Origin of the sequence: Streptosporangium longisporum (assembly GCF_039534895.1) — a bacterium.
Lineage (GTDB): Bacteria > Actinomycetota > Actinomycetes > Streptosporangiales > Streptosporangiaceae > Streptosporangium > Streptosporangium longisporum.
Window position 1 is genome coordinate 25,919 of record NZ_BAAAWD010000032.1, and the last position, 25,080, is coordinate 50,998.

Below are 25,080 nucleotides of genomic sequence, written 5' to 3' on the forward strand. Positions count from 1 at the left end.
ACGCGATTCCTGAAGTGTCGTGCATCTCTGGTAGGACGGGTCCTGTCACGTTCAGCCCGACAGGAGCCTGCCATGGACTACAGCGAGTTCGACGACAAGGTCGATGGTCTTCACAAGGGACGGTACGCCGGCCTGCCCATCGAGGGCATGCGTCCCCCGGGCGCCCCCATGCCCGTGGCGGGCGAGACCGCCTGGCGCCTGTCGGTCCACGTCTACGACGCCGAGGAGAGCCTCGCCGACCAGTTCGCGCGCTTCGTCGAGACCGTCGAGACCACCGAGGTCAAGGCGATCATCATCGGCGGGTGGGGCGAGGCGTACGAGGAGGACTCCGCCGAGATCGTCCGCCTGCTGACGGAGAACGCGGCGCGCCTGCCCGCGCTGCGCTCGCTCTTCCTGGGCGCGATGGAGTCGGAGGAGTGCGAGATCTCCTGGATCCGGCAGAGCGACGTCACCCCGCTGCTGGAGGCGTTCCCGCTGCTGGAGCGCCTGGAGGTCCGCGGTGGCAGCGACCTGGTGTTCCGGCCGGTCCGCCACGAGCACCTGAAGGTGCTGCGCTTCGAGGCGGGCGGGCTGCCCGCCGCCGTGGTCAGGGCGGTCGGTGACAGCGACCTGCCCGCCCTGGAGTACCTGGAGCTGTGGCTCGGCACCAGCGAGTACGGCGGCGACGCCACCGTGACGGACCTGGCGGCCATCCTGTCCGGCGAGCGGCTGCCCGCCCTGGTGCACCTGGGGCTGCAGAACAGCGAGATCCAGGACGAGGTCGCCGCCGCGGTCGCCTCGGCCCCCGTGGTGGCACGGCTGGAGTCGCTGGCCCAGTCGATGGGCGTGCTCACCGACGAGGGTGCCGAGGCGCTGCTCTCCGGCCAGCCGCTCACCCACCTGCGGCGCCTGGACCTGCACCACCACTTCATGACCACCGCCATGGTCGAGCGCCTGACCGCGACGTTCTCCGGCTCCGGCGTCGAGCTCGACGTGTCCGAGCAGGAGGAGCCCGACGGCGAGTGGCGCTACATCGCGGTCGCCGAGTGACCGCGCTCGCCGTCGTCGGCACCCCCGGGGAGCGGCGGGTCACCCTGTTCGCCGAGGCCTGCGCCCGGCACGGCCTGACCGAGCCCGCGTCGCTGCCGTGGACGTCCGTGCTGCGCGGCGAGGAGATCCGGCTCGCGCCGGGCACGCTCGTGCGGATCGACTCACCGGGCGAGGACGCCGAGGCCGACGAGCTGCTGCGCGGCCCGGGCGCGCCGTCCCGGGTCGGCGGCGGGGCCCGCTGGTACGCCGCCTTCACCGCGGGAACGGCACGGATCCGCCAGGCCGTCGCCCGGACGCCCGGCGCCGTGCTGCTCGCCGACATCGGCGAGATCGCGGTGATGTTCGACAAGCGGCTCTGCCACGCCAGGCTGTCGGCCGCCGGTGTCCCCGTCCCCCCGGCCCTTCCCGGCCCGATCGAGGGGTACGGGGAGCTGCGCCGGAGGATGGGCGAGGCCGGATGGAGCCGGGTGTTCGTCAAGCCGGCCCACGGCTCCTCGGCGTCCGGGATCATCGCCCTGCAGGCCCGGGGCGCGAAGGTCAAGGCGGTGACCTCGGCGGCCCTGGAGGCCGGTGAGCTGCACAACTCCCTGCGCCTGCGCTCCTACGAGCACGAGGGCGACCTGGCGCTGATCGTCGGCCTGCTGTCCGCGGACGGGCTGCACGTCGAGCGCTGGTTCCCCAAGGCGAGCCTGGCCGGGCGCGCGATCGACCTGCGGGTGGTGGTCGTGGACGGCGTCCCCACCCACGCGGTGGTCCGGGCCGGGCGCGGGCCCATGACCAACCTGCACCTCGGGGGCTCGCGGGGCGATCTCGGCGAGGTCCGGGCCCGGCTCGGTCCCGAGGGCTGGGCGCGAGCGCTGGACGTCTGCGCGCGGGCCGCGGCCTGTTTCCCGGGGAGCCTGGCCGTGGGGGTCGACCTGATGATCGGCGTGGACTGGCGGACCCTCGCGGTGGCCGAGGTCAACGCGTTCGGCGACCTGCTTCCCCGGCTTCAGGGGCTGCCCGGCGGCGCCGCCGAGGGCCTGGACACCTACGACGCCCAGGTCCGGGCGATCCTGGCCCGGTCCGGGACGTCCGGGCGTGAGACGTCCGAAGCGAGGACGTCCGAGCCGGGGACGTCCGAGCGGAAGACGTTCGGGTCCGGGACGTTCGGGTCTGAGACGGCCGGGTGCGGGCCGTCCGGGTTCGGGACGGCCGGGCCGGAAGGGGCCGGGCAGGAGACGTGCGGGCGCGAGGCGGCCCGGCCGGGGTGGGCCCGCGCGGTCCCCGCCCGCAGGGAGGCCACCCCGTGCGGGACATGAACGAGATCGTGGGCAGCCACGACCTGCTGCTGGTCACGCTCGACACGCTCCGCCACGACGTGGCCGAGGAACTGCTCGCGGCCGGACGGCTGCCCACCCTGGCCCGAGCGCTGCCGGGCGGGCGCTGGGAGCGACGGCACAGCCCCGGCAACTTCACCTATGCCGCGCACACGGCGATCCTCGCCGGGTTCCTGCCGACCCCGGCCGCGCCGGGGCCGCATCCGCGGCCGTTCGCCGCGGCGTTCCCCGGTAGCGAGACCACGGCCCCGGGCACCTGGGTCTTCGACGCGCCCGACCTGCCCGGCGGTCTGGCCGCGGCCGGTTACCACACGATCTGTGTCGGAGGGGTCGGGTTCTTCAACAAGCTCACCCCGCTCGGGTCCGCGCTCCCGGCGCTGTTCGCCGAGAGCCACTGGGAGCCGGGGTTCGGGGTCACCGCCCCCACCTCGTTCGAGGCGCAGATCGCCTGCGCCGAGCGGGCGGTGGCCGGGACCGACGGGCCGGTCTTCCTGTTCGTCAACGTCTCGGCGCTGCACCAGCCCAACTGGTTCCACCTGCCGGGCGGCACCCCCGAGCAGGGCGACGGCCCGCGCAGCCACGCCGCCGCGCTGGAGTACGTCGACCGGCACATCGGCAGGCTGTTCGCGCTGATGAGCCGGAGGCGGCCGGGGTACGCGATCGTCTGTTCCGACCACGGCACCGCCTACGGTGAGGATGGATATGTCGGGCACCGGATCGGCCACGAGGTCGTCTGGACGGTGCCCTACGGTGAGTTCACGATGGAGCGGGGGCGATGGCGGTGACGGTGACGTCGGATCCGGGTGCGAGCCCCTACCAGGGGTACGTCTACGCCTATCCCCATAAGACGGCCTACCGGCCGCTCGACCCGCGCCCCTCGCTGGAGCGGGTCTGGGCGGACGAGCCCCTGGGGCACCTCTTCCTCTACCTGCACATCCCGTTCTGCGAGATGCGCTGCGGGTTCTGCAACCTCTTCACCCGCACGGGCGCCCCCGAGGAGCTCGTCGACGCCTACCTCGACGCGCTGGAACGCCAGGCCCGTGCCGTACGGGACGCCCTGGCCGGGCCCCGGTTCGCGGCGGCGGCCATCGGCGGCGGCACGCCGACCTACCTGAGCGCCGCCGAGCTGACCCGGATGTTCGACCTCACCGAGAAGATCACCGGGGCCGACCTGCGGGCCGTCCCGCTGGCGGTGGAGACCTCCCCGGCGACCGCCACGGCCGACCGGCTGGCGGTCCTCGTCGAGCGGGGCACCACCCGGATCTCGATCGGCGTGCAGAGCTTCATCGACGCCGAGGCCCGCGCGGCGGTCAGGCCGCAGAAGCGGCAGGAGGTCGAGACGGCGCTCGGCCGGATCAGGGAGGCCGGGTTCGAGACGCTCAACATCGACCTGATCTACGGCATCGACGGGCAGACCGAGGCCTCCTGGCGGTACTCGCTGGACGCCGCGCTGGCCTGGAGGCCCGAGGAGATCTACCTCTACCCGCTGTACGTCCGCCCGCTGACCGGCCTCGGCCGTCGCGCCCGCGACTGGGACGACCAGCGGCTCGCCCTCTACCGGCAGGGCCGCGACCACCTGCTCGCCGCCGGGTACGAACAGGTCTCGATGCGGATGTTCCGGCTGCCGGGCCGCTCGTCCCCGGCCGAGTACACCTGCCAGAGCGACGGCATGGTCGGGCTCGGCTGCGGCGCCCGGTCCTACACCTCGGACCTGCACTACTCCTACGAGTACGCGGTCGGCGCCGGTGCGGTGCGCGGCATCATCGACGACTACGTGCGCCTGCCCGCGGAGGAGTTCGCGGTCGCCAACGTGGGCTTCACGCTCGACGAGGAGGACCGGCGCCGCCGCCACCTGATCCAGTCGCTGCTGCAGGCCGAGGGCCTGGAACGGGCGGCCTACCGCGACCGCTTCGGCGCCGGGGTGGAGACCCACTTCGGCGAGGAGCTGGAACGCCTGGCCGCCCGGGGCTGGCTGGAGCACCCGGCCGACGGGCGCTCCGGGCGGCTCCGCCTCACCGCCGAAGGGCTGGCCCATTCCGACGCGGTCGGCCCGGCGCTGTTCTCCGGCCGGGTCCGGACGCTGATGGCCGGTTACAAGGAGCGATGAACGCGATGCCCGATCCGGTGGACGTCCCGGCTCCCCGACGATTCGTCCCCGTGCCGTCCGAGGTCGGCCAGGACCCGGGACACCTGACGATCCTGTACCGGGGCCCGCTGGCGAGCTGCGACTACGACTGTCCCTACTGCCCGTTCGCCAAGCGGCGCGACGACCCCGACCGGCTCAGGCTGGACCGGGCCGCGCTGGAACGCTTCACCGCCTGGGTGGCCGGTCGTGACCACCCGGTCTCGGTGCTCTTCACCCCGTGGGGGGAGGGGCTGGTCCGCTCCTGGTACCGCACGGCGATGGTCGGGCTGAGCCACCTCGCGCACGTACGCCGGGTCGCCATCCAGACCAACTTCAGCTGCCGGCCGGACTGGCTGGCCGAGGCCGACCTGGACACGCTCGCCCTGTGGGTGACCTACCACCCCGGCCAGGTCGGCTACGAGCGCTTCCTCGGCCGCTGCCGGGACCTGGTGACCCGGGGAGTCCGCTTCAGCGTCGGCATCGTCGGGCTGCCCGAGCACCTCGATCATGCCCGTCGCCTGCGGGCGGACCTCCCCGCCGAGGTCTACCTCTGGGTGAACGCCGCCGAGGGCGCCCTCTACACCGACGAGGAGGCGGACGCCTGGACGGCCGTCGACCCGCTGTTCCGCCACAGCCGGACGCCGCACCGCAGCGCCGGGCTGCCCTGCCGTACCGGGGAGAGCGTGATCTCCGTCGACGGTGACGGCACGGTGCGGCGCTGCCACTTCGTCCCGGCCACGCTGGGCAACCTCTACGACGGCACGTTCCGGCCGAGCGCCAGGGCGTGCCCGGCGGCGCTGTGCGACTGCCACATCGGGTACGTGCACCTGGAGCCGACCGGCCTCTACGACGTCTTCGCCGGTGGGATCCTGGAACGGATCCCGGCCCGCCTCGAGCGGACGGGCCGATCGATGCCCGGCTGATCGACGCCCCTACGCGACGCCCCGACACCCCGGACGCCCCGCTGCCTGGACGCCTGGACGGCTCAATGCCCCGGCGGTCCGAGGTCTCGACGGCTCGATGGCCGGACGGCTCGACGCGCCGGTGGGTGGACGGCCCGGACGCCCGACGGCCCGGACGACTGACGGCCCGGACGACTGACGGAGCGGTGGACCCGCCTTGGCGGGAGGCCGGTGGGCCACCCGGGCAGGGGACCGGGGCGACCGCGGAGCCGTCCGGCCTTCCGCCCGGGATCGGGCGGTCCTGTCAGGTCTCGCGCTCGGGGTGGTAGTCGGACTCGGAAAGCTGGAAGGTCCATGCCACACCCTCGCGGGCGGTGCGGGTGGCGGGCGGGACGCGCAGCCAGTAGCGGTTGAACGTGCCGTCGGGCTCGGCGGTGGAGTTGACCACCTCCACCATCACCACCGGTTCGTCCTCGCCCAGCTCGATGCGCCACAGGACGCCGGTCTCGTCACGGTGCACGGGGGTGGCGCCGGACTCGGCGAGGTATCGGTCGTAGCCGAAGTGCTCCAGCATGACCCTGCGCAGCTCGGCGTTCTGCTCGGCACGGATGCGCGCGGGGGTCAGGTTCGCGATGGAGGTGCTGAAATCGGCCGGGACCGGCATGCCGTGCCAGGCGTGCAGGGCGAAACCGTCCGGATAGACCAGGGCCGGGCCCTCGCCGCGGTGAAGCCTGTCGGAGTCGTCGCGGTACAGCTCCACCGGCCGCTCGCAGATCAGCGCGACACGTTCGAACGGCCACCACCAGCCCGCCGCCTCGGCCACCTGCACCAGGCCGGCCACCTCGGGACGGCCCAGCGCGTCGAACAGGGAGAGCCACGGCGCGTCGTGCTGGCCGAGCACGGCGTCGAGCGTCGAGGCACGCAGCGCAGCCCCGGCGGCCTCCGACTCCTCCGACGCGGCCACGGCCCGGCGGATCTGGGTGACCAGCCGGTTCACCGGACGCCAGAGACGGTCACCGGTCAGCGACCAGGCCAGCGGCCAGGCCGTGGTGCCGAGCGCGGAGTGCACCTCGGCCCTGGCCTGCTCCCAGGGCTTGGTCCGCACCGCGTCACGGACCGTCCTGCCGGCGCCGAGCGTGACGATCGCCCTGGCGCCCGCCGCGGGGGAGTCGACCCAGATGATCTTCTCGGGCTCGGGCAGCCCGCCGATCCGGTAGGCCAGCCGCACGCCCTCCTCGGCCGCGGGCCGTTCGGCCGGTCCTCGGCGGAAGGCCACCTGCTCCCAGCTGAGCGCGGAGGAGGTCAGGGACTCGGCGGTCTCGGCCGTGAGGAGCCCGGCCGGCCCGGCGGGGGCGGAGGTCTGGGTGATGGCGGTCAACGTGTGCTCCTGGGGTGGGCGGGGCGGTCGAGCGGGATCGGTCAGGGTGAAACGGGCGGATCGACCGGACGGATCGACCGGACGGATCGACCGGACGGGTCGGCCGGGCGTAACCGGGCGGGCGGGATCAGTCGGCGACGACGCGGAAGGCGCCCGGCACGTACTCGCGCTGGCGCTGCACGCGATACCACCCCTTGGGCAGCGGGATCGCGCCGTGCTCCTCGTGCACGACGCGCCCGCCCGAGGGGACGTGCAGGAAGTCGGGATCCATCGGACGCAGGCCGCGCACCAGGGTGCCGGGGCCGACCACCGCGTGCGCGTGACCGGTGGCCTCGCCCAGGGCCAGCACCAGACGCCCCCGGGCGTCACGCGGCACGGACGGCGTGGACAGCGCCGAGGCGGGCACCGCCTCCTCGGGAACGGGGATGATCAGGACGTCTCCCTGGCGATACATCTGGGACTCCTTGCGTCGGGGTTGAGGAGAAACTAGCCGCCCCCACCGACATTTCCCGGCCGCCCCGGCACCCCGCGCCCGCCGTCCCGTGACGTCATCGCCGCGGCCTCGTCACGGGCCTGCCGTCACGTCGGCGCCGTCCTCCCGGTGCCCCCGTTCCCCCATGACCGCTCTCCTCGGCGCCGCTCTCCCAGCGCCGCTTCCCCAGCGCCGCTTCCCCAGTGTCGATTCCCCGCGCCGCTCTCCCCGCGCCGCTCTCCCCGCGCCGCTCTCCCCGCGCCGCTCTCCCCGCGTCGATCGCTCGGCGTCGACGGTGGCCTCGAACGTCACCGCTCCGGAACGCGTCCGGTCGACCCGGCGCCGGAACACGTCCGGTCCACCCGTGTCCCGGCGCGGGCGTCAGGCGGGTTCCGCCGTGTGGCGGCTGAGGCCGCGCAGGACGAAACCCGAGACGATCTCCTCGGCCTCCCGCGGTGTCACCGCGCCGCTGAGCAGCGGCACCCGTTCGGCGCCGATGACGGCGAGGATCATCCGGGCGGTGGCGGTCACGTCGGGGGCGTGGAAGTCACCGGAGGCCACGCCGCTGTCGATGATGCCGGTCAGGATGCGCTGCATCGGCTCGACGTGATCGGCCAGGCGCTGGTAGGCGTCCGGGCCCAGCGCGGCGGACAGGTCGGCGGGGCCGGGGTGGGGGTGGGCGAGCAGCCCGTCGAGCTGGAGCCCGACGAACACCCGCAGGCGTTCGGCGGGAGTGGCCCGCTCGGGCAGTTCCCGTTCGTAGGCCTCGATGAAGTAGTGCGTCACCCGCTCGGTGAAGGCGAGCAGCAGCGCCGCCTTGTCGGGGAAGTAGTTGTACAGCACGGTCCGGGTGATCTGGGCCTCACCGGCCACCTCGGTCATGGAGATGGCGTCGATGCCCTGGTCACGGGAGAGCCGCGAGACCGCCCGCAGGATGCGCTCCCGGGTCTGGGCGCGGTGCTCGCCGACGGTCGCGGCCGAAATCCGGGGCATGGCCCCATGGTCGCACAGCACCGGCGCCGTGGTCAGGCGCCGTGGTCAGGCCGCGTACTCCGGCCGGGTCACCCGGGCGAGCTCGCCCAGGACCTCGGTGTTCAGCAGGTAGGCCAGCCTGGTCTCGCGGATCAGGCGCCGCTTCTCGGCCTCGTCCAGCGGCAGCGCGTCCAGTCTGGCGCGGTAGTCGTTCTTGAAGCGGGGCAGGCTGCCGATCCCGTCGAAGCGGTAGAAGTCGACGCCGCCGCCCGGCCGGTAACCGTAGATCTTCTCCAGCTCGATGCGGATGAACTGCCCGCCCGACAGGTCGCCCATGTAGCGGGTGTAGTGGTGGGCGACGTAGCCACCCGGCCAGGTGGCGACCTGGTTGATGCGGGCCACCAGGGTCAGGGTGGGCTTGGAGGGCTCGATCCTCGACCGCCAGCCCGATCCGTAGATCGTCTCCAGGTCGCGGACCAGCGCCTCCTCCCGGTACAGCTCGGGGATGACGAACGGCGCCGCGACGGGGTCGCCGGCCAGCGAGCGCGAGGCGCTCTCCAGGGCCACGTACGCGAAGTAGTGCTGGGCGACCATCTCGCCGTAGGCCTCGGGGCTGAGGCTGCCGGCCATCAGCGCCTTGAGGTAGCTCTCGTCCTCGGCGGACTCGTGATCACCCCAGGTGGCGTTCCTGAGCACTTCGGAGAACGGCGGCTCGCTCATGATCACTCCGCGACGAGGGAAATTTATGACACAGTGTCACAAAAAGCCCGTCTTCGCGTCAAGCCGATCACGACGACCCCGTACCGACCGGTCTATCCTTCGACGCGGTGACCCGGTGCGGGCGGGCCGGGAACGGCCCTGCGAGGAGGCATGGACATGGGAATCTCGATCTACTACACCGCGCGCCGTGACCGCGAGCTCGACGGGCAGGAGCTGGACCGGGTCGCCGGGATCCTGCTCCAGGAGAACGCGGAACTGTTCGAGCGGCTGAACCGGCGTCTGCCGGCCTGGAAGGAGGAGGGGATCGTCCCCGAGTACGTCGCGGACGCGGGGGAGATCTGCGAGGAGTTCGGCTTCTACGACGTGGACGGGTCCAGGGACCCCGGCGTGGTCCTGGAGGGTTCCACCAAGGTCTCCCACGGAGACTGCGGGATCGAGCCCATGCTTGCGCAGTTGGAGCACTACATGGGCTCCACGCTCGGGCGGCTCAGATCCGCCCTGCCGGGCACCGAGTGGGACGTCCACGTCGACGACCAGACGCTGATCTGGGACGAGGAGAGCCGCGAGTACGCCTTCACCTCCTGAGACCCGTCCCCAGGGCCGCTCACGGCGCGTCCGCGGCTCGCCCCGGCCCCGCCGGCACCGGTCCGCGGGAACCGGCTCCCGGCCGTCCCGGCGATGGCCCTTTCGACACCGGCCCTTCCAGCACGGGCCCTTTCGACAACGGCCGTTTCAGCACCGACCGTCCGAGTGCCGGACGCGGGAGCCAGGCGAGCGCGAGAACCGCCGCGAACACCGGGAGCCAGGCCAGCCGGTAGGCGAGCCAGACCGGTTCGGCGGGAAGGCCCAGCAGGCCGGGGACGTCGCCGAAGCGCAGCGCCGCCACGGCGATCAGCGACGGCGCCGTCTGGTGCCACAGGAAGATCGTCATCGCCGAGAGGTTCACCAGCGCCACCGCGGCCCACACCCGGGGACGGCGCATCAGCCGGGTCAGCGGCTCGCGTACCAGCAGCGCCAGCCCCACCTGGGCCAGCCCGAAGCAGACCGCGGCGAGCGTGGGCGGGCCGAGGTTGGAGACGGCCGCCCCGGTCACCCCCACCATGCTCGCCGGGTAGCCGAAGCCCGCGACCAGCGTCACCGCCCCGGCCGTCCCACCGGCCACCAGCCCCGCCGCCACCCGGCGCGAGGCGAGCATCCCGCCCGCCAGGGCGATCCCGAGCGCGTACGGCACCAGCCAGCCGGCCACCAGGTTCGCCCACCCGACCCAGGCCGGGCCGCCGAGCCCGAACCGGACCAGGTCCGTCCCGAGCACGACCGCGAACGCCGCCACGGCCGTGACGCCCGGATGGACGCGGAGCAGCAGCGGGGTGGCCGCGGTCAGCGCGGCGAAGACGGCCAGGAACCACAGCGGCCCGACCGCGGGGAGCGCCATGGACCGGATCGTCTCCACCGGCGTCCCGCGCAGCGCCATCCCGGCCGCCGTCCCCGCCCAGACCAGGACGAGCGGCACCGCGGGCCCCAGCAGCCTGCGCATCCTGGCACGCAGACGACCGGACCCGCCTTCCCGGCCTTCCCGACCCTCCAGGCCGTGCCGGTCGGCGGCCGGCCTCAGGCTCCGGGCCGCGGCGTACCCGCCCACGAAGAAGAAGACCGCCAGCGTCTGCAGCACCCACGAGGCCGGGGTGAACGCGGGCAGGTGGGCGAGCGGGCTGGACAGGCGCACCTTCCCGCCGGGGCCGTGCACCCAGCTCGTGACCAGCCAGTGCCCGGCGACCACCCCGAGGATCGCCAGCGCGCGCAGCGCGTCCATGCCCCGGTCCCGGCCGGCCGGGGTGGCCGCCTCGATCCGGGAGACGAGGTCAGCCACGGGTCACCTCGCCCGTCCGGCCGAGGGCGATCAGCGTCAGGTTGCGCAGGGACACCCCGCCCGGTGCGAAGTAGTCGCTGTGCCCGGCGGCCCCCGCCGCGAACGTCCGGGCGCCGAAGGTCGGCCCCACCGGGTCGGGGCCGAACCCGAGGGGCCCGATCCGCGTCTTGGGGACCTTCCGCATCCAGTCGCCGCCGCCGCTGCCGGCCCACAGCCGGGCACCGCCCATCCCGGCGGCGGGGGAGACGCCCAGGCCGGGACTGCCGACGACGGCCACGTCCGCGACGCCCGCCCCGGGCGCGGCCTTGGCGCACACGACCGAGCCGTAGCTGTGGCACAGCAGGCTGACCCGCTTGCCCCGGAGCGTCCCGGTGACGTACCGCCGCAGATCGGAGGCTCCCCGCTCGGCCGCGCCTCCGGTCAGCACGGCCAGGCTCACGGTGGCCGGGCTGTCGTACCCGAGCCAGGCCACCACCGCCAGCCGGGCGCCGGGGGCCAGCGCCCGCGCCTCGGCCAGCACCGCCCGGGCGCCGCCCCCGGGGGTGCTGTACGGCTTGGCCCGGCCGCCGTCGAAGGTGGCGGCCGTGGTGTCGGAGCCCGGGACGATGACCGCGACGTGCTCGGCGGTACGCAGGTCGCCGTAGACCCTGATGATCCGGTCACCCGGCGGGGTGGGGACGAGCACGTAGGTGAGGGTGGCGGCGGTGACCACGGCGAGCGCGCGGCTGGGCATCGGGAACTCCTGTCCGGTCGAGGAACCGGACAGCACGCTAGAAATCCCGGCGGGTCACTCACATCGCCCCCAGGGACGCACCCCGAGGGTCACCCCGGAGGGTGAGACGGCCCGGCCACGCGGCCGGGCGGTGCGCAGCGGCCGAGGCGCGAGGCCGGGCGCCGTGAAACAGGCAAAGGCACGGGTCCGGGCGCCGTGAAACAGGCGAGGCGCAGGTCCTGGCGGTGTGCAGCGGGTGGAGGCAGACGGGCCCGGGTGGCGTGCGGCGGGCCGGAGCGGTCTACCCGCCCGGACGGACCAGGCCGGTCTCGTAGGCGTACACGATCGCCTGGGCGCGGTCGCGCAGGTTCAGCTTGGCCAGGATCCGGCCGACGTGGGTCTTGACGGTCTGCTCCGAGAGCACGAGCTCCTCGGCGATCTCCTGGTTGGACCTGCCCCGCGCGATGAGCGCGAGCACCTCGGTCTCGCGTCCGGTGATGTCGTCCAGCCGCCCGCGTGGGCGGTGCGGGCCGACGCGGGCGAACTCCGCGATCAGCCGCCGGGTCACCGAGGGCGCCAGCAGCGCCTCCCCGGAGGCCACCACCCGGACCGCCTCGGCGAGCTGCTGCGCCGAGGCGTCCTTGAGCAGGAACCCGCTGGCCCCGGCCCGCAGCGCCTCGTAGACGTAGTCGTCGAGGTCGAACGTGGTCAGGATCAGGACCTTCGGCGCGGGATCGGTGACCTCCATGATCTTCCGCGTCGCCTCGAGGCCGTCCATGACGGGCATCCGCACGTCCATCAGGACGACGTCGGGCCGCAGCTCGGCCGCCCGCGCCACGGCCTCGCGCCCGTCGGCGGCCTCTCCCACGACCTCGATGTCCGGCTGGGCGCTCAGGAAGACGGTGAAACCCGTCCGCACCATCCCCTGGTCGTCGGCGATGATCACCCGGATCGTCATGCGTTCTCCATGATCGGCAGTATGGCGGTGACCGCGAACCCGTTGCCGACCGGCCCGATCCACAGGCTCCCGCCGAGCATGGACACGCGTTCCCGCATTCCGATCAGGCCGTGTCCCGCCGGTCCCGGCCGGTCGGGGGAGCGGTGCCCGGCGGTGTTCGTCACCTGGACGCGCAGCTCGGCGCCGGAGCGGACGATCGTGATCGAGACGGTGGACCCGGGCGCGTGCCGCATGGCGTTGCTGAGCGACTCCTGGGCGATCCGGTAGGCGGACAGGCTCACCGCCGTGGGCAGGCCGGTCAGGTCGCCGCCGAGGCGGAGCGTCACGGTCAGCCCGGCGGAGCGCGCGGTGCCGACGAGCTCCTCCAGGCGGCCGAGGCCCGGCTGCGGCGCGGTGTCGCCGTTCTCGTCGCCGTCCCTGAGCACGCCCAGCACGCGGCGCATCTCGTTCATGGCCGTGAGCGAGAGCGTGCGGATCTGCCCGAGCCCCTCCTCCAGGCGCGCCGCGTCCCCGGCCGCCTGCAGCGGGACGGCCTCCGCCTGGATGGCGATCACCGACATGTGGTGGGCGACGACGTCGTGCAGCTCCCTGGCGATCCTGGCCCGCTCCTCCAGCACGGCCTGCCCGTCCAGTGCCTGCCTGCTGCGCCGTTCCTCCTGGGCGAGCCTGCCGAGGGCCAGCCGCCGGGCGCGGACGTTGTGACCGAACAGGACGGTCACGGTGAGGACGACGGTGACGACGGCCAGCGAGTCGGAGTGGATCGTCAGGGCGCCCAGGACCGAGATGATCCACACGCCGAGGGTGATCCGCCGATCGCAGCGCACCGCGACCGAGTAGACCACCAGTATGAACATGACCGCGGCGGCCGAGGTGTACGGAATGCCGAGGAACTGCCGGGAGATGTCCGTGCCCAACGGCATCAGCAGCGCGGCCGACCGCCAGGCGGCCAGGGGCCAGCGGTGGCGCAGCGCGAGCGGCAGGGAGAAGGCCGCGGCCGCGAACGCGAGCCCCTGCACGTCCATGGGGGAGTGCGTCTCGGCCGCGAGCTCCTTGAAGCGGACGAACCCCGTCTGGAACAGCAGGAAGGTCAGGGCCAGGTCGGCCAGCAGGACCAGGTCGACGGTCCGGAACGGCAGTACCCCCAGGAAGTGGGGCACCCGCGCGTTGAGCCGGCCGGTCCGGGGCCGGGCCGGATCGGGCACCCCGGTCACCGCCGCCTCGACGAGCGGGCCGATCAGCCGCAGGACGCCCTGGCGGGCCGCACGCGCACGCTGCCGGGGAGGACGGGAGGTCACCCGGCCAGCTTAGGCAGCCCGGCCACGCCCCGCCTCACCCCGCAGGGTGACGCCGCAGGTCACCCCCTGGGGTGAGAGGACCGGCCACCCCGGTGCCTGTCTGGGTGAGAGTGGTGGCTCACCCCTCGCTCCCCGGATCGAGGAGAGGACCCGATGGCCCGTGATTACATCATTACGATCGCTCACAGTGAACACGCTCATCCTCGGGAACATTCTGAGGCTCCCATTAATTGAGCCTGTATAACTCAACCCTTGGAGTTCACATGAGTGAGAGCTTGATCCTCCCGGTCCTGCCGCTCGACGACGAGGTCGTGCTGCCGGGCATGGTGGTCCCGCTTGACCTGTCCGAGCCCGAGGTCCGGGCCGCGATCGACGCGGCGCAGGCTCTCGCTGAGAACAAGCCCGAGGTCCTGCTCGTTCCCCGGATCGACGGCCGGTACGGTTCGGTGGGCGTGCGGGCGATCGTCGAGCAGGTGGGCAGGCTTCCCGGTGGGGAGCCCGCGGCCGTGGTGCGGGGTGCCGACCGGGTGCGGGTGGGCACCGGCACGACCGGCCCGGGTGCGGCCCTGTGGGTGGAGGCCACGGTCATCCCCGTGATCGCGGCCGGTGAGCGGGCCCACGAGCTCGCCAAGGAGTACAAGGCGCTGGCCACCACGATCCTGCAGAAGCGGGGCGCCTGGCAGGTCGTCGACGCCGTCAACCAGATGAGCGACCCCTCGGTGCTGGCCGACAACTCCGGCTACGCCCCCTGGCTGACCACCTCGCGCAAGGCCGAGATCCTGCAGACCGCCGACCCGGCCGACCGCCTCGCGATGCTGGTCGAGTGGTCGCGCGAGCACCTGGCGGAGCTCGACGTGGCCGAGACGATCCGCAAGGACGTCCAGGAGGGCATGGAGAAGCAGCAGCGCGAGTTCCTGCTCCGCCAGCAGCTGGCCGCGGTCCGCAAGGAGCTCGCCGAGCTCAACGGCGACACCTCCGGCTCCGAGGAGGAGGACTACCGCGCCCGCGTCGAGGCCGCCGACCTGCCCGCCAAGGTGCGCGAGGCCGCGCTCAAGGAGGTCGACAAGCTGGAGCGGACCTCCGACCAGTCTCCCGAGACCGGCTGGATCCGCACCTGGCTCGACACCGTCCTGGACATCCCCTGGAACGAGCGGACCGAGGACTCCTACGACATCGCCGCGGCCCGCGCCGTCCTGGACGCCGACCACACCGGCCTCGACGACGTCAAGGACCGCATCATCGAGTACCTGGCCGTCCGCGGGCGCAGGGCCGAGAAGGGCCTGGGCGTGGTCGGCGGGCGCCGCAGCGGCGCCGTGCTCGCGCTGGCCGGTCCCCCCGGGGTCGGCAAGACCTCGCTCGGCGAGTCCGTGGCCCGCGCCATGGGCCGTACGTTCGTCCGCGTCGCCCTCGGCGGCGTCCGCGACGAGGCCGAGATCCGCGGACACCGGCGCACCTACGTCGGCGCGCAGTCCGGCCGGATCGTCCGGGCCATCCGCGAGGCCGGCTCGATGAACCCGGTCGTGCTGCTCGACGAGATCGACAAGGTCGGCTCCGACTACCGGGGCGACCCGACGGCCGCGCTGCTGGAGGTGCTCGACCCGGCGCAGAACCACACCTTCCGCGACCACTACCTGGAGGTCGAGCTCGACCTGAGCGACGTGCTGTTCCTGGCGACCGCCAACGTGCTGGAGTCCGTCCCCGGCCCGCTGCTGGACCGCATGGAGATCGTCACGCTCGACGGCTACACCGAGGACGAGAAGGTCGCCATCGCCCGCGACCACCTGCTCCCGCGCCAGCTCGACAAGGCCGGCCTCACCGCCGAGGACGTCGTCATCGGCGAGGACGCGCTGCGCTCGCTCGCCGGCGAGTACACCCGCGAGGCGGGGGTCCGGTCGCTGGAGCGCTCGATCGCGAGGATCCTGCGCAAGGTGACGGCCAACGTCGCCCTCGGCGAGGGCGAGCTGCCCGTGCGGGTGGGCGACCTCGTGCCCTACCTGGGACGCCCGCGCCACGTGCCGGAGTCCTCGCTTCCCGAGTCCAGCCAGCGTACGGCGGTGCCCGGCGTGGCCACCGGGCTGGCGGTCACCGGGGCGGGCGGCGACGTCCTCTACGTGGAGGCGTCCCTGGCCGACCCCGAGACCGGCGACACCGGCCTGACCCTGACCGGCCAGCTCGGCGACGTCATGAAGGAGTCCGCCAGGATCGCCCTGTCCTACCTGCGCTCGCGCGGCGCGGAGCTGGAGCTGCCGGTCGGGTCCCTCAAGGACCGCTCGGTGCACGTCCACTTCCCGGCCGGAGCCGTTCCCAAGGACGGCCCGTCCGCGGGCGTCACCCTGATCACGGCCCTGGCCTCGCTGCTGTCCGGGCGGCAGGTCCGCGCCGACGTGGCGATGACCGGCGAGGTCTCCCTCACCGGCCGGGTGCTGCCGATCGGCGGGGTCAAGCAGAAGCTGCTGGCCGCCCATCGGGCGGGCATCACCACCGTGCTGATCCCGGCACGCAACGAGCCCGACCTGGACGACGTGCCGCAGGCCGTGCGCGACGAGCTCACCGTGCACACGGTGAGCGACGTGCGCGAGGTCCTGGCCATCGCGCTCACCCCGGCGCAGACGGCCGGGACGACCGGGACGAGCGAGCGCACCGCCGCCTGATCCCGCGGTCGCCGTGACGGCCCGTCCCCCGGGAGATCTCCCGGGGGACGGGCCGTCCGTCGTTCCACCGGGAAGTCCCGCCGCTCCGGCCGGCCGCAATCGGGCCGTCTTTTTATCGATATTTCCTGATTCATCCGGGAAAAAGGTAAGTGATCAATGAAGTGACCTCGGGTTTCAAGCGAAGTGAAAGTAACGGGCAATCGGGACGTCGTACAACAGGGGAGACAAAATCCTCACACCCGAGAGGAACCCCTCACATGCGATTCGCCACCCGAATCATTCTGGGCGCCGGAGCGGCGGCCCTGCTCGCGACGGGCGCCCCGGCGATGGCCAACGCCGAGACCGCCGCCCCCGTCCAGAACGCCGCCGTGACGGCTCCCTACTTCTCCGACACCTGGGGGCCCTACACCTCCGGTGACGAGAGGGCGGAGGCCGAAGGCGAGGTCACCGTGGAGAAGAAGGCCGTCAAGCACTGGTACTGGAAGAAGTACTCCAAGCTCGTCAAGAAGTGCGACTGGCACCACGGCAAGAAGAAGTGCGTCTGGGTGAAGAAGTGGTACAAGAAGCACCAGTGGAAGTGGGTGCACGAATACCACTACACCGTCGACAGCACGCTCACCAACCACAAGTGGTGGGGCAGGTCGAAGCACTCCTGCGCGTGGGAGACCTTCAAGGTCGTGAGCTTCGACGGCTCGACCGACTTCACCCGCTTCAAGAACTGCTCGAAGAAGCCGGCCTCCTACTCCTTCGAGGGCAAGAACGCCGAGCACATCTACGTCAAGGTGAGCCGCGGACACCACGGCCACCCCAACGGCTACCAGAGCGGCTGGAAGCCCGTCTACCACCACGCCTGATCCACGGGCACGCGGAGCCCGGCCCCTGCGCGGGACCGGCCCGTGACCTGACGCCACCGCACCGGTGACGAGCGGAGCCCGGTCCCCTCGCGGGGGCCGGGCTCCGTGACGTGCGGGTCTTCTCAGTGCACCCCGAACCGAGTAATGTTCGGTTTCATGCACCCGGGAGCCATCGCAGCAGTATCGCCGGACAAACCCGCTGTGATCATGGCGGAGTCCGGGAGGGTCGTCACCTACCGCGAGCTGGACGAGCAGTCCAACCGCCTGGCCCACCTCTTCCGCTCCGCCGGGCTGCGGCCGGGCGACCACATCGCCTTCATGCTGGAGAACCACCCGCTGTTCCTGGCCGTCGCCTGGGCCGCGCACCGCTCCGGCCTCTACTACACCGCCATCAGCTCCCGGCTGAAGACCGAAGAGCTCGCCTACATCGTCGACAACTGCGAGGCCCAGGTCTTCATCTCCTCGGCCGCGCTCGCGGACGTGGCCGCCTCCGTCACCGACCTGACCCCCAGGGTCAAGCTCAGGCTCATGCTGGACGGCACCGCCCCGGGCTTCGAGCCGTACGAGAGCGCGGTCGCCGCCCGTCCCGCCACGCCCGTCGAGGACGAGTGCCAGGGCGCGGACATGCTCTACTCCTCCGGGACCACCGGCCGTCCCAAGGGCGTCAAGCCCGCGCTGTCCGCGGTCCCGCTGGACACCCCGGGACCGCTGCTGCAGCTCATCCAGTTCCTGTTCGCACCCTCGGCCGACAGCGTCTACCTCTCCACGGCGCCGCTCTACCACGCCGCCCCGCTGCGCTACTCCATGAGCTTCCAGCGGCTGGGCGCCACGATCGTGGTGATGGAGAGGTTCGACCCCGAGCAGGCGCTCGCGCTCATCGAGCGCCACCGCGTCACCCACTCGCAGTGGGTGCCGACCATGTTCATCAAGATGCTCAAGCTGCCCGACGAGACCCGCGCCCGCTACGACCTGTCGTCGCTGGCCTGCGCCATCCACGCCGCCGCCCCCTGCCCGGTCCCGGTCAAGGAGCGGATGATCGACTGGTGGGGGCCCATCGTCCACGAGTACTACGCCGGGACCGAGGGCAACGGCTTCCTGTACGTCGGCTCGAAGGACTGGCTGGAGCACAAGGGCACGGTCGGCCGCCCGCTGCTCGGCGTCGTCCACATCTGCGACGAGGAGGGCAACGAGCTGCCCCCGCGCGAGCACGGCACGGTCTACTTCTCCGACGGCCCCCAGTTCGTCTACCACGGCGACGAGGCCAAGACGATGTCCTCCCGCGACCCGCTGGGCCGGGGCTGGACGACCCTGGGCGACATCGGCTACGTCGACGAGGAGGGCTTCCTCTACCTCACCGACCGCCGCTCCTACATGATCATCTGTGGCGGGGTCAACGTCTACCCGCAGGAGGCCGAGAACGTCCTGTCCGTCCACCCCAAGGTGGCGGACGTGGCCGTCTTCGGCGTACCCGACGAGGAGCTGGGCGAGCAGGTCAAGGCCGTCGTCCAGCCGGCCTCCATGGACATGGCCGGCCCGGAGCTGGAGGCCGAGCTGATCGAGTACTGCCAGGCCCACCTGGCGGTCTACAAGTGCCCCCGGTCGGTGGACTTCCGCGACGGGCTGCCCCGGCATCCGACGGGAAAGCTCTACAAGCGCCTGCTGCGCGACGAGTACTGGCCCGCCACGCCCTCGTCCTGACCACGTTCCCCGGTACGGGCGGGGACGGATCCCGGTGCTCCCCGGCGGTCCGCTCCGCGGTTCCCACCGGCTCACGCGTGGTCCTTACAGGAGTAAGCGTCCCCGAAAATCCGGTTCCGGACCCGTCCGGAAGGGAAGAGCCGTTCAACCGGGTCCGGCGGAAAGGCGTTCGGGAAGGCGCCCTACCGCCGGGGGCCGGTGCCGTCGGTCGTCTATCCCGGAGGGATCTCGCATGACGCAACCCCAGCCACTCATGTGCAGGACGTGCGGAGCAATGGTGGAACACCCCGGACGTCATCGGGAATGGCACGAGGCCCTCGAACGCCTGGTACCCGGCCTGGGCGCCGAACTGGAGAGAACGCAGGGGAACGGCACGGATCAGGGCTTCACCTTCTAGCGGGACCGACCGGCTTCCCGGCGGGCACCCGGCCGTCGCGTCCGCACCCCCGTCCGCCCCCGTCCGCGCCCCCCGTCCGCGCTCCCGTCCGGCCTCCGGGTCTTCGGGCCTGCGGGTCTTCGGGCCTGCGGGTCTTCGGGCCTGCGGGTCTTCGGCCGTCGCGTCCGCGTCCGGCCTGCGGGCCTTCGGCCGTCGCGCTCCCGTCCGGCCCCGATCGTGACCGGGGCCGGGCGGGAGCGGACGTTCGCGGCCTGCGGCACGGAGGAACCAGGCGGGCCCGCGCCGACGGGCCCGGTCACCGGCTCCGTGCCCGTCCCGGAGGATTTCCCGGCCCGGTCCCCGGCCTCGGACAGGGCTCCGAGCACGGCTGATAAAGCCGTTGTCAGGAGAAGGCGACCATCCCGATCACGCGCTTAACCAGGTCTTACGTGCCGTCGGGCATGCTTTTCCTCAACCGGTGGACACCGGTTTCCACCCCGTCGAACCGGGGGGATGTGGGACGTGGGGGAAGACATGGACCCGACAAGGAACGAGCAGCAGGCCACACCGACCGAGGCGACCCCCCGGAACGACGGATGGACCCAGTTCGGCAAGGAACCACCGCGGGCCGGGGCCTATCGCTCCGGCACCGACGACACCGCGCCGCAGCCGACGCTGATCCACCCGGTGCCCGAGCACCTCGGCGCCGACGCTCCCGGGCACACCGGCGGGCACGGCGGGTACGGGGGACACGGGACGCCCGGGGCATGGGGCGCCCCCGGCGCCCACGGCACGCCCGGTGGGGCGCCCGCGCCGCGGGGGCGGCTGAGCGCGGGACAGAAGGTGGGGGCCGGGCTCGCGCTGGCGGCCATGGCCCTCGGCGGCGGGGTTGCAGGGGCCTTCGCCGCGACGGCCCTGAACGAGCCCGTCGCGGCGGTCTCGTCGTCCGGGCCGGTCGTCAGCCGGGTGGGCAACGTGACGACGGTCGCCGACATCGCCGAGGCCGTCCAGCCGTCCGTGGTGTCCATCGAGGTCAGGACCGCCGCCGGTGGGGGTGAGGGCTCAGGGGTGGTGCTCTCCTCCGACGGCCTGATCCTGACCAACAACCACGTGGTCGCGGCCGGGGGACAGGGCGGCGAGGGGAACCGGGTGACCGTCAGGTTCAGCGACGGCAAGAGCGCCACCGCCGAGATCGTCGGCACCGACCCGGCCACCGACCTCGCGGTCATCAAGGCGCAGGGCGTCTCCGGCCTCACCAAGGCCTCGATCGGCGACAGCGACCGGCTCAAGGTGGGCGACCCCGTCCTGGCCATCGGCAGCCCGCTGGGCCTGTCCGGATCGGTGACCGCGGGGATCGTCAGCGCGCTGAACCGCACGCTGACCGTCGGCGGGGGCCAGGGGCAGCAGCAGCTCCCGCCCGGCTGGGGCGGGCAGGAACAGCAGGGCGGCGGCGCCCCCACCACCATCGGCGGGGCCATCCAGACCGACGCGGCGATCAACCCCGGCAACTCGGGAGGCGCGCTGGTCGACGCCGCCGGGCAGGTGGTGGGCATCAACACGGCCATCGCCACCAACGGCGGCGAGGGCAGCATCGGCGTCGGCTTCGCCATCCCCATCACCACCGCCAACCAGGTCGCCCAGGAACTGATCAAGGACGGCTCGGTCTCGCACGCCTTCCTCGGCGTGAGCGTGACCGACGCCACCGGCGACGCGGGCGGTGCCCTGGTCGGCCAGGTCACCGAGGGCAGCCCCGCGGCCGAGGCGGGCATCAGGCAGGGCGACCTGATCACGAAGATCGACGACACGGTCGTGGACGAGGCCGCCACCGTGGTCGGCGCGGTCCGCGGCCTCAAGCCGGGCCGGCAGGTGACCCTGTCCTACGTCCGGGACGGGCAGCCCGGGACGGTCACGGTGACCCTCGCCGAGAAGACCGGCGAGTAGGGGACACACGGGTTCGTGCGGGTTCACGCGGGGGCGCCGCCGGGGTCACGACGACCCCGGCGGCGCCCGCCGTACCGGCCGTCAGCGTCTCCCGGCGGTCAGCGCCTCCGACCGCCACAGGTCGCGGTAGTAGCCGGGGGAGGAGACCAGCTCCTCGTGCGTGCCCCGCTGCACCACCGACCCGTTCTCCAGCACGACGATCTCGTCCATCGACTCCAGCCCGCGCAACCGGTGGGTGACCAGCAGCGTCGTACGGCCGTGGGTGGCGTCCAGCAGGTCGGCCATGAGCGCGTCCGCCGTCGTCTCGTCCAGGGCCTCGGCTGGCTCGTCCAGCAGCAGCACGGGAGGATCGTGCAGCAACGCCCTGGCCAGTGCCAGGCGCTGGAGCTGGCCCCCGGAGAGCGTCCGGCCGTCCTCGCCGAGCACGGTGTCCCAGCCGGTCCGCTCCACCCACCGGTCCAGGCGGGCCCGCCGTACGGCCTCGGCCAGCCCGGCCTCGTCCGCCTCCGGGCCCGCCAGCCGCAGGTTGTCGCGCACCGACGTCTGGAACACGTACGGGTCCTGGGTCAGGCCGGTCATCACCCGCCGGACGTCGTCACCGGCCAGCTCGCGGACGTCCACCCCGTTCACCCGGATCGTGCCCGACTCGGGTTCGACCAGGCGCATCAGGGCCGACAGCAGGGTGCTCTTGCCGGCGCCGCTGGGGCCGACCAGGGCGACCCGCCTGCCGGGGGTGAGGGTCAGGCCGACCCCGTTCAGGGCCGGGGCGCGACCGCCCTCGTGCCGGACCACCAGGTCCCGCACCTCGACGGTCGGCGGCCCGGGGGGCACCTCGGCCGGAACGTCCGGCTCGGTCACCGCGACCGGGGCCGCGCCGACCTCCCGCAACCGGCGCAGGGCGGCGAGCACCCCGCTCAGCCGCTCCCCGGCCGCCGCCATCGGCAGCACCGGCTCGAAGGAGACCAGCGCGGTCAGCGCGAGGACCGCGGTGACCACGGAACCCGCCCCCGCGCCCTGGGCGGTCAGCACGATCGCGGCGACGGTCAGGCCCTGGACGAGCACGCCGAGGGCCGAGGCCACTGCGTTCGCCCGCGCCTGCCGCCGCTCCAGCCCGGCCAGCCGGGCGTCGGCCTCACCGGCGGCGGCCAGGGCCCGTCCCTCGGCCCCGTAGGCGGCCAGGTCGGGCGCGCCGTGCACCAGATCGGCGACCCGGGCGGCCAGGTCGGCCCGCGCCGGGGCGATCCGCGCCGACCAGCGCCGCGCGGCGGCGGCCGTGCCCGCCGGGATCAGCACCCCGGCCACCAGCAGCCCGGCCAGCAGCACCAGCGCGGCGGCCGGCAGCAGGAAGAACCCGATCGTCACCGCGGCCACGCCGGTGACCAGCGCCGCGGCGGCCGGAAGCAGGCATCGTACGAGCAGGTCCTGTACGGCGTCGGTGTCGTCGACCATCCGGCTGAGCAGGTCGGCGCCCCGCCGGTCCGCCGATCCCGCGGGGATGAGCGCCCGGTAGAGCCGCTCCCTGGTCGTGGCCTGGGCCCGTAGCGCCACGTCGTGCCCGGCCAGCCGCTCGCCGTACCGGAAGACGCCCCGGGTGGTGGCGAACGCCCTGACCCCGACGATCGCCACGCTCAGCGCCGCCAGCGGAGGCTGCTCGGCGGCCCTGGTGATCAGCCAGGCCGCCGACCCGATCAGGCCCAGCCCGGCCAGCTCGGCCGCCGCTCCGGCCGCCGCGGCCAGCAGGGACCGCCCGCCCCGGCCCGTCGCGGTCCGGATGAGATCGATCATGACGAGGACCTCCCCCCGCGCGTCCCGGCCGGGGGTCTCTCGTCCACCGGCCCCCGGGCGGATCGTCCCCCGGCGGATCGTCCTTCGGCCACGGGGCTCTCGCGAGCGGGACCGGCGGGTCCGGTGGCGGGACCCTCCGCGACAGGACCGCCGACGTGGGCCCCGGTGACATCGCCCTCGACGACGGGGCCCTTGACGGCGGGGCTCTCGGTGGCGACCACCCGGCCGTCGGCGATGCGGATCACCCGGTCGGCCAGCTCGATCATCGCGGGCCGGTGGGCGACGATCACGGCGGTACGGCCCTCGGCCAGGTCGCGGGTCGCGCTCACGACCGCGCTCTCGCTGCGGCCGTCCAGCCGCGCGGTCGGCTCGTCCAGCAGGAGCAGCCCGGCCTCAGGGCGGCAGAACGCGCGGGCGAGGGCCACCCGCTGCCGCTGCCCGGCCGAGAGGTTCGCCCCCCCGTTCGCCGACCACGGTGTCGTAGCCCTCCGGAAGCGCCGTGACGAACCCGTCGGCCTGGGCGGCCCGCGCGGCGGCCCTGACCTCGTCGATCGTCACGGCCGGGGCGCCGAGCGCGATGTTCTCGGCCACCGAGGCGGCGAACAGGTGGGGCCGCTGGGGGACGAAGGCCAGCCGGGCGCGCCAGGAGTCGTGGTCGCCGATCTCGGCGCCGTCCACCAGCACCCGCCCCTCGGACGGGGTGACGAAGCCGAGCAGCAGGTGCAGCAGGGTGCTCTTGCCCGCGCCGCTCTCGCCCACCAGAGCCACCCGCTCGCCGGGCGCGATCACCAGGGAGACGTCCTCCAGGGCCGCCTCCGGCCGGTCCGGGTAGCGCACAGTAACGTGCTCCAGCCGGATCTCCGGGGCCGTGCCCCCGCCCGCCCCGGCCCGGCACCCCGGTCCCGCTTCCCGCCCCGGTCCCGCTTCCCGGTCCGGCCCGGTTTCCCGATCCGGCCCGGTGCCCGGCAGCGTCGTGAGCCCGGTGCCCGTCCCGGTGCGCGCGTCCTGCCCGGGATCCCCGTGACCTGCGGACACCCCGGAAGACCCCCCGGTCCCGCCGGCACCGGAAGAGCCGCTCCCGGCCCGGTCGTCCAGGACGGCGAACGCCTCGTCGGCCGCGGCGACCCCCTCCATGGCGGCGTGGAACCGGCCGCCCATGGTGCGCAGCGGCAGGTACGCCTCCGGCGCCAGCAGCAGGACCAGCAGCGCGGTCGACAGGTCCAGCGAGCCGGACAGCAGCCGCAGGCCCACCGGGACGGCGACCAGGGCCAGGGAGAGCGACGCGGCCAGCTCCAGCACCAGCGAGGACAGGAACGCGACCCGGAGCGTGCCCATCGTCGCGCTCCGGTGGGCCTCGGAGACCCGCTGGATCACCTCGGCCTGGTAGCGGGCCCTGCCGAAGGCGCGCAGCGTGGGAAGGCCGCGGACCACGTCCAGGAAGTGCCCGCCCAGCCGGGACAGGGCCCTCCACTGACGCTCGGTCACGGCCCTGGTGTGCATCCCGACCAGCGCCCCGAAGATCGGGATGAGCGGCAGCGTGACCAGCACGATCAGGGCGCTGGGCAGGTCCGCGGCGAACAGCCGGACGAGCACCGCCACCGGCACGACGCCCGCGACCGCCACCGCGGGCAGGTACCCCGACAGGTAGGGGTCGAGGGCGTCCAGGCCGCGGCCGGTCAGCGTCACCAGCTCTCCCGACCGCTGGGAGGCCGGCCGGACCGGGCCGAGCTCCTGCAGCCGCGCCAGCAGGCGGTGCCGCAGGGCCGACTTCACGCCGGTGGCCATCCGCCCGGCCGCGGCGCCCTGCGTCAGGGCGAGCAGAGCCCGGACGCCGACGACGACCGCCAGCAGGATCAGGGCGGAGGCCGTGAACCTCCCGGACAGCACCCCGGCCAGCAGCTCGGCCTGGACCAGGACGAGCAGCCCGGCCAGGACGGCGGCGGCCAGGCAGACCACCAGATGGAGGCGGACGGCCCGCTCGCCCACGGCCAGTCGTACCAGATCCTTGTGCATGTCGACCTTAGAA

The 25,080-nt window shown here is 73.4% G+C and carries 19 protein-coding genes and 1 pseudogene; 10 read left to right on the top strand and 10 right to left on the bottom strand.

Going from position 1 to position 25,080, the window contains the following annotated elements:
* The first annotated feature begins 72 nt into the window (after positions 1-72).
* From ABD832_RS40980 to ABD832_RS41000, 5 genes are read left to right on the top strand one after another with little or no spacing between them, the layout of a single operon-like run.
* A complete protein-coding gene (locus ABD832_RS40980; RefSeq protein ID WP_344908035.1) occupies positions 73-1,029 on the top strand; it encodes an STM4015 family protein in 957 nt (318 codons plus the stop codon).
* Positions 1,026-2,330 (top strand): STM4014 family protein, encoded by a 1,305-nt coding sequence (locus tag ABD832_RS40985; protein ID WP_344908038.1) that lies wholly within the window; start codon positions 1,026-1,028, stop codon positions 2,328-2,330. The genes ABD832_RS40980 and ABD832_RS40985 overlap by 4 nt, the downstream gene beginning before the upstream one ends.
* Positions 2,327-3,133 carry an STM4013/SEN3800 family hydrolase gene (locus ABD832_RS40990; RefSeq protein ID WP_344908041.1) on the top strand — a complete coding sequence of 269 codons (807 nt, stop codon included), beginning with the start codon at positions 2,327-2,329 and terminating at the stop codon, positions 3,131-3,133. The genes ABD832_RS40985 and ABD832_RS40990 overlap by 4 nt, the downstream gene beginning before the upstream one ends.
* Positions 3,124-4,455: an STM4012 family radical SAM protein gene (locus ABD832_RS40995; RefSeq protein ID WP_344908044.1), complete on the top strand. Its 1,332-nt coding sequence runs from the start codon at positions 3,124-3,126 to the stop codon at positions 4,453-4,455. The genes ABD832_RS40990 and ABD832_RS40995 overlap by 10 nt, the downstream gene beginning before the upstream one ends.
* A gap of 5 nt (positions 4,456-4,460) precedes the next feature.
* The gene (locus ABD832_RS41000) at positions 4,461-5,396 is read left to right on the top strand and encodes an STM4011 family radical SAM protein (protein WP_344908521.1); all 936 of its coding nucleotides are present in this window, start codon (positions 4,461-4,463) and stop codon (positions 5,394-5,396) included.
* Positions 5,397-5,679: 283 nt separating this feature from the next.
* Here the strand turns inward: ABD832_RS41000 and ABD832_RS41005 are convergent, their stop codons facing one another.
* The 4 genes from ABD832_RS41005 to ABD832_RS41020 form a co-directional block, all read right to left on the bottom strand.
* Positions 5,680-6,753, bottom strand: a complete 1,074-nt coding sequence (locus tag ABD832_RS41005; protein WP_344908049.1) for a DUF6745 domain-containing protein — start codon at positions 6,751-6,753, stop codon at positions 5,680-5,682.
* Positions 6,754-6,880: 127 nt separating this feature from the next.
* Positions 6,881-7,207, bottom strand: a complete 327-nt coding sequence (locus tag ABD832_RS41010; protein WP_344908053.1) for a hypothetical protein — start codon at positions 7,205-7,207, stop codon at positions 6,881-6,883.
* A 399-nt stretch (positions 7,208-7,606) separates the two neighbouring features.
* Positions 7,607-8,218, bottom strand: coding sequence for a TetR/AcrR family transcriptional regulator (locus ABD832_RS41015; RefSeq protein WP_344908056.1), 612 nt, complete (start codon positions 8,216-8,218; stop codon positions 7,607-7,609).
* A gap of 45 nt (positions 8,219-8,263) precedes the next feature.
* Positions 8,264-8,917: a biliverdin-producing heme oxygenase gene (locus ABD832_RS41020; RefSeq protein ID WP_344908060.1), complete on the bottom strand. Its 654-nt coding sequence runs from the start codon at positions 8,915-8,917 to the stop codon at positions 8,264-8,266.
* 156 nt (positions 8,918-9,073) lie between these two features.
* Here ABD832_RS41020 and ABD832_RS41025 point away from each other — a divergent pair, with 156 nt between their 5' ends.
* Complete coding sequence (locus ABD832_RS41025; RefSeq protein ID WP_344908063.1) at positions 9,074-9,502, top strand: hypothetical protein; 429 nt, start codon at positions 9,074-9,076, stop codon at positions 9,500-9,502.
* 19 nt (positions 9,503-9,521) lie between these two features.
* Here ABD832_RS41025 and ABD832_RS41030 read toward each other — a convergent pair whose 3' ends face one another.
* The 4 genes from ABD832_RS41030 to ABD832_RS41045 all read right to left on the bottom strand — a co-directional run bounded on the left by ABD832_RS41030 (position 9,522) and on the right by ABD832_RS41045 (position 13,749).
* Complete coding sequence (locus tag ABD832_RS41030) at positions 9,522-10,784, bottom strand: acyltransferase family protein (RefSeq protein WP_344908066.1); 1,263 nt, start codon at positions 10,782-10,784, stop codon at positions 9,522-9,524.
* On the bottom strand, positions 10,777-11,517 hold the full coding sequence (locus ABD832_RS41035; protein ID WP_344908069.1) for an alpha/beta hydrolase: 741 nt from the start codon (positions 11,515-11,517) through the stop codon (positions 10,777-10,779). Before ABD832_RS41035 ends, ABD832_RS41030 begins: the two co-directional genes overlap by 8 nt.
* Before the next feature lie 280 nt (positions 11,518-11,797).
* Positions 11,798-12,454 carry a response regulator gene (locus tag ABD832_RS41040; RefSeq protein ID WP_344908072.1) on the bottom strand — a complete coding sequence of 219 codons (657 nt, stop codon included), beginning with the start codon at positions 12,452-12,454 and terminating at the stop codon, positions 11,798-11,800.
* Entirely contained in the window at positions 12,451-13,749 is a 1,299-nt protein-coding gene (locus tag ABD832_RS41045) for a sensor histidine kinase (RefSeq protein ID WP_344908074.1), read from the bottom strand. Before ABD832_RS41045 ends, ABD832_RS41040 begins: the two co-directional genes overlap by 4 nt.
* A gap of 263 nt (positions 13,750-14,012) precedes the next feature.
* On the opposite strand from ABD832_RS41045, the gene lon reads away from it, so the two are divergent.
* The 4 genes from lon to ABD832_RS41065 all read left to right on the top strand — a co-directional run bounded on the left by lon (position 14,013) and on the right by ABD832_RS41065 (position 21,269).
* Positions 14,013-16,400 (top strand): endopeptidase La, encoded by a 2,388-nt coding sequence (lon, locus tag ABD832_RS41050; RefSeq protein WP_344908077.1) that lies wholly within the window; start codon positions 14,013-14,015, stop codon positions 16,398-16,400.
* A 257-nt stretch (positions 16,401-16,657) separates the two neighbouring features.
* A complete protein-coding gene (locus tag ABD832_RS41055) occupies positions 16,658-17,254 on the top strand; it encodes a hypothetical protein (protein WP_344908081.1) in 597 nt (198 codons plus the stop codon).
* Between the two features lie 156 nt (positions 17,255-17,410).
* Entirely contained in the window at positions 17,411-18,952 is a 1,542-nt protein-coding gene (locus ABD832_RS41060) for an acyl-CoA synthetase (protein ID WP_344908084.1), read from the top strand.
* Positions 18,953-19,862: 910 nt separating this feature from the next.
* Positions 19,863-21,269, top strand: a complete 1,407-nt coding sequence (locus ABD832_RS41065) for a S1C family serine protease (RefSeq protein ID WP_344908087.1) — start codon at positions 19,863-19,865, stop codon at positions 21,267-21,269.
* A gap of 81 nt (positions 21,270-21,350) precedes the next feature.
* Here the strand turns inward: ABD832_RS41065 and cydC are convergent, their stop codons facing one another.
* Positions 21,351-23,054: a thiol reductant ABC exporter subunit CydC gene (gene cydC, locus ABD832_RS41070; protein WP_344908090.1), complete on the bottom strand. Its 1,704-nt coding sequence runs from the start codon at positions 23,052-23,054 to the stop codon at positions 21,351-21,353.
* Positions 23,051-25,067, bottom strand: a pseudogene (cydD, locus tag ABD832_RS41075) (thiol reductant ABC exporter subunit CydD). Before cydD ends, cydC begins: the two are co-directional and overlap by 4 nt.
* Positions 25,068-25,080: the final 13 nt, after the last annotated feature.

Excerpts from the sequence above, each read along its gene's own strand:
- ABD832_RS40980 (WP_344908035.1), top strand. The coding sequence starts at position 73 with ATGGACTACAGCGAGTTCGACGACAAGGTCGATGGTCTTCACAAGGGA.
- ABD832_RS41065 (WP_344908087.1), top strand. The coding sequence starts at position 19,863 with ATGGACCCGACAAGGAACGAGCAGCAGGCCACACCGACCGAGGCGACC.
- ABD832_RS41060 (WP_344908084.1), top strand. The coding sequence starts at position 17,411 with ATGCACCCGGGAGCCATCGCAGCAGTATCGCCGGACAAACCCGCTGTG.
- ABD832_RS41010 (WP_344908053.1), bottom strand. The coding sequence starts at position 7,207 with ATGTATCGCCAGGGAGACGTCCTGATCATCCCCGTTCCCGAGGAGGCG.
- ABD832_RS41035 (WP_344908069.1), bottom strand. The coding sequence starts at position 11,517 with ATGCCCAGCCGCGCGCTCGCCGTGGTCACCGCCGCCACCCTCACCTAC.
- ABD832_RS41015 (WP_344908056.1), bottom strand. The coding sequence starts at position 8,218 with ATGCCCCGGATTTCGGCCGCGACCGTCGGCGAGCACCGCGCCCAGACC.
- ABD832_RS41055 (WP_344908081.1), top strand. The coding sequence starts at position 16,658 with ATGCGATTCGCCACCCGAATCATTCTGGGCGCCGGAGCGGCGGCCCTG.
- ABD832_RS41025 (WP_344908063.1), top strand. The coding sequence starts at position 9,074 with ATGGGAATCTCGATCTACTACACCGCGCGCCGTGACCGCGAGCTCGAC.
- cydC (WP_344908090.1), bottom strand. The coding sequence starts at position 23,054 with ATGATCGATCTCATCCGGACCGCGACGGGCCGGGGCGGGCGGTCCCTG.
- ABD832_RS41000 (WP_344908521.1), top strand. The coding sequence starts at position 4,461 with ATGCCCGATCCGGTGGACGTCCCGGCTCCCCGACGATTCGTCCCCGTG.
- ABD832_RS41020 (WP_344908060.1), bottom strand. The coding sequence starts at position 8,917 with ATGAGCGAGCCGCCGTTCTCCGAAGTGCTCAGGAACGCCACCTGGGGT.
- ABD832_RS40995 (WP_344908044.1), top strand. The coding sequence starts at position 3,124 with ATGGCGGTGACGGTGACGTCGGATCCGGGTGCGAGCCCCTACCAGGGG.
- ABD832_RS41040 (WP_344908072.1), bottom strand. The coding sequence starts at position 12,454 with ATGACGATCCGGGTGATCATCGCCGACGACCAGGGGATGGTGCGGACG.
- ABD832_RS40990 (WP_344908041.1), top strand. The coding sequence starts at position 2,327 with ATGAACGAGATCGTGGGCAGCCACGACCTGCTGCTGGTCACGCTCGAC.
- lon (WP_344908077.1), top strand. The coding sequence starts at position 14,013 with ATGAGTGAGAGCTTGATCCTCCCGGTCCTGCCGCTCGACGACGAGGTC.